This window comes from Sphaerospermopsis aphanizomenoides BCCUSP55, assembly GCF_001586785.1.
GTDB classification, from domain to species: Bacteria; Cyanobacteriota; Cyanobacteriia; order Cyanobacteriales; family Nostocaceae; genus Sphaerospermopsis_A; species Sphaerospermopsis_A aphanizomenoides_A.
The window spans coordinates 1-4,012 of record NZ_LUFH02000240.1 but is presented as its reverse complement, the minus strand read 5'-3'; the positions used below and the strand labels follow the sequence as shown (position 1 = coordinate 4,012).

Genomic DNA, 4,012 nt, shown 5'->3' with positions numbered 1-4,012 from the left:
ATGACAAAACCTCAAGCAAAGAAACAGCTTTTAGCAGCACAATAATCAACTTTCATCCCAAAATATGATTCAAAATCACCAAGATATGCTTCACTCCTCCCGTAACCAGTAATATAGACTTGTGTAGTCAAACTCCAAAACTGTCTCTAGATATAGGGTTTTAGGGAGAGTCAAGAAAAAAAGAAGCCCAAACACACACCTATCACCTGTGGCATCAATGAACTCCTCTGAATTTGACCAATGGTGTTCCCAACAGCAACTAACGGCACAAACCAAAGACCTAATTGCCACAATCAGGTCAACCCCACCCTCACGCCGTGTACAAGGACGCGCCAAAAACGTCAGCGGAGTTTACCCCAGCCGGAAAATGGGTCAAACCATCCAATTTGAAAGCCACACCGTAGAACTGTGGGCAATCTACCAAATGGAACACGACCCAGACATATTGGAATACTACGACCAGCCACCCCCCTTCAAAATCCAGTACCACAACAAAACAGGGCGCAAAATAGGTCACTACCATACCCCAGACTTCTTCGTGTTGAGAACTGATGGTGCAGCCTGGGAAGAATGGAAAACCGAAACCGAACTCAAACGACTAGCCGAAAAATACCCCGGACGCTACCAAAAAACAGCCGACGGGAAATGGCACAGCCCACCGGGAACAGCCCATGCTTCTTCTTATGGACTCAAATACCACATCCGCACCGATAGCGAACTGCATCCCATCTTCACCCAAAACCTCATCTTCCTAGAAGACTACCTGAGATTCAACACCAACATCCCCCACACCATCACAGAACAAATACTCACCGTAGTCCAAGCCAATCCCGGAATCACCATCACCGCCACACTGGCCTCAATACCCGGAATCAGAGCCAACGACATCTACGCCATGATAGCCACAGAGCAACTCTACGTAGACCTGTATGCTTCCCCCCTAGTAGAACACTGGCGAGTACAACTATATCTAGACCAACAAACCCATCAAGCCTACACACATCTAGCCATAACAACACAGCATCATCAACCAATACCCCCACCCACAGCACTCCTACCAAACACAATCCTGCTATGGGACTCCAAGCCCTGGACATTAGTAAACTTTGGCTCCACCACCACCACACTCCTGCCCGAAATCGGACAACCCATCCAACTACCAACAGCATATTTCCTGCAACTATTGGAAAGCGACAACATCAAAATTCAAAACTCAGAAAAACAAGCATCCATAAATAATGCAGTTCAGGCACTCATGGAGGCCGCCTCTCCCAGCGACCTCAGCCAAGCAAATCGCCGATATCATCTAGTACAAGCATATATTCAGCGCCACACAGACATCTACAAAGACATAGCTCCAAGCACCCTAAAACGATGGGTAAAACAGTTTCGAGAAGCCGAAACCAAGTATGGTTGTGGTTACGTTGGTTTACTACCACATACAAAGCGGAGAGGAAATCGTCAAACCAAAGCACCAAACCAATCCAGTGAACTACTCGATAAATTTATTACCGAACACTTCGAGACACCAAGACAAGCACCAGCCGCTTCAGTATATAGATTATATGTCAGAGCTTGCAACGAATTAAATATACAACCCCTGAGTTCACGCACCTTTTATCACCGTCTCAAACAGCGACCAATCCACGAACAAACCAAAAAACGTCAGGGAGCAAAAGCCGCATACTCAACAGAACCAACAATCTTAGAACTAACCAAAACTACACCCCGACACGGAGATAGACCCTTTGCCATCGTCCACATTGACCACACCCAACTCGACATCGAACTACGCTCCCAAGCTACAGGACGAAACTTAGGAAGACCTTGGCTGACATTACTCATTGATGCCTATTCCCGTCGCATCCTCGCCCTTTATCTCACCTTTGACCCACCCAGTTACAGGTCTTGCATGATGGCACTACGGTCTTGTGTCCAGCGATTTGGTCGTTTTCCCCAAGCCGTAGTCGTAGATGGAGGCAAAGAATTTCATAGTCTCTACTTTGACACCCTACTAGCACGCTACCACTGCATCAAAAAAACCAGACCCGGAGGCAAACCGCGTTTTGGTTCAGTCATAGAGCGATTATTCGGCACAACAAATACCGAGTTTGTTTATAACCTCTTGGGTAACACCCAAGCCAGCAAACAACCACGACAAATTACTAAAGCTGTTGACCCCAAACAACAAGCCGTGTGGACACTGGCAGATTTGTATACCTACCTTAGCGAGTGGGCATACTCTGTGTACGACACAAGTGAGCATGATTCCTTGGGAGCAACACCATTGCAAGTGTATACCGACGGGTTGCTGATAGCCGGAGAACGAGAACACCGACACATTGCCTACAACGAAGACTTCCTCATGGCCACACGCCCCAGTACAGCCAAAGGAACGGCTGTAATCCAGCCAGGACAAGGAATTAAAGTCAATTATCTTTATTACTGGAACGATGCTTTCCGCAATCCTGCCGTTGAAAAAACCAAAGTTCCCGTGCGCTATGACCCCTTTGATATGGGTGTAGCTTATGCCTACCTAGAAGGACGTTGGGTGAAATGTATCTCCCAGTATTACAGCACCTTTGTCGGGCGTACAGAAAAAGAAGTGTTGTTAGCCGCAGAGGAAATCAGAAAAAAAGACAAGGGTAATTCCGTTAGTACGAATATCTCAGCTAAACGATTAGCAGATTTTATCGCCAGAGCGCAAGAGCATGAAACGTTGTTAATGCAACGATTACGGGATTTAGAAGCCAAAAGTGTACGGGAAAATTTAACATCTGGTGGACATGAGGTATCCCCAGTTATTCAAGTTCCAGTTATACCGACAATACCGAAGTCAAAAGCCAACAAATCCAACCAGGAAGATGTCGCCAAAGTTCATAAAACTGAAACCGTTCAACTTTTGGATGTCACAAAACTGCCTATTTTTGAGGAATACAGATAATGGAGAATTTGCCGAGTGCCGTTAACTACCGCTAGGACAGCATCAACCTTTGAGTGAGGAATATCAGTAATGGAGAACTTTCCTGAGTCAGCACCGTCCCAACTCAAGCAATTCAAGGAATATGCGATATCTCATCCCCAGTTGGCGCAAGTGGATATGTTGCTGATGGGTGCGATTCGTGAACCGGCAGGGTTTGCCCATGTCTTAGTCTATGGACCTAGCGGGGTGGGGAAGACGACAATGATTCGGCAAATTACTAGACGCTTAAATGGAACTACTGTTGACCAGAATGGTCTTCGTGAAGGGGGTTATCGCAATGGCAATGTGTCCCCAATGCCACTATTACTGGTAGAAACACGACCTCCTGACGGTGGGGTGTTTAATCGTGCTGATTATTACCGCACGGCACTGAGGTTGTTGGGAGAGCCATTTTATGAGCGACGGATGATGGTGGATATTGATGCCGAGCAGACTTGGGAGAAAAAAGGGCGTGGCAGAAGTAAAACGGCACAGTTCAATGATTCCCCTGAACTGCGTCAAGCTTTGGAAGAGGCGATGAGCAAACGTGGTGTTAAGGCTGTGATTTTAGATGAAGCACAGCATTTAATGAAGATTGGTAGTGGTGCTAGTGGTGGTAAGCTTTTAGACCAGTTGGACTGGATTAAGTCAATGACGAATGTGACTGGTGTATTGCATATTCTCATTGGCACTTATGAGCTTTTGAATTTTCGCAATTTAAGTGGACAGGCTTCTCGGCGGGGGTTGGATATTCATTTTCCCCGTTATTTGTTTCAAAATGAACAAGACCGACAGGATTTTCAGGGTGTTTTACTGGCTCTGCTGAGGCAAGTTCCCCTTCAGGTTGATATTCCGGCTTTGATGCAGCATTGGTTTTATTTCTATGAGCGTTCTATTGGTTGTGTGGGTGTGTTGAAGGATTGGTTGATTCGGGCTGTGGCGGCAGCGTTGCATGACGGGGCTTCCTCACTTACTTTAGAACGGTTGCATGAACATACTCTTTCGCTGGCTCAGTGTGAACGGATGGCGATAGAGGCAACTGAGGGTGAA

The 4,012-nt window shown here is 46.5% G+C and carries 2 protein-coding genes; both read left to right on the top strand.

What is annotated here, in order from left to right:
• Positions 1–217 precede the first annotated feature (217 nt).
• The gene (locus A0J48_RS26575; RefSeq protein WP_200327562.1) at positions 218–2,944 is read left to right on the top strand and encodes a TnsA endonuclease N-terminal domain-containing protein; all 2,727 of its coding nucleotides are present in this window, start codon (positions 218–220) and stop codon (positions 2,942–2,944) included.
• A 69-nt stretch (positions 2,945–3,013) separates the two neighbouring features.
• Positions 3,014–4,012, top strand: a 999-nt coding sequence (locus tag A0J48_RS26570) for an ATP-binding protein (RefSeq protein ID WP_200327561.1), incomplete at its 3' end; no start/stop codon positions are given.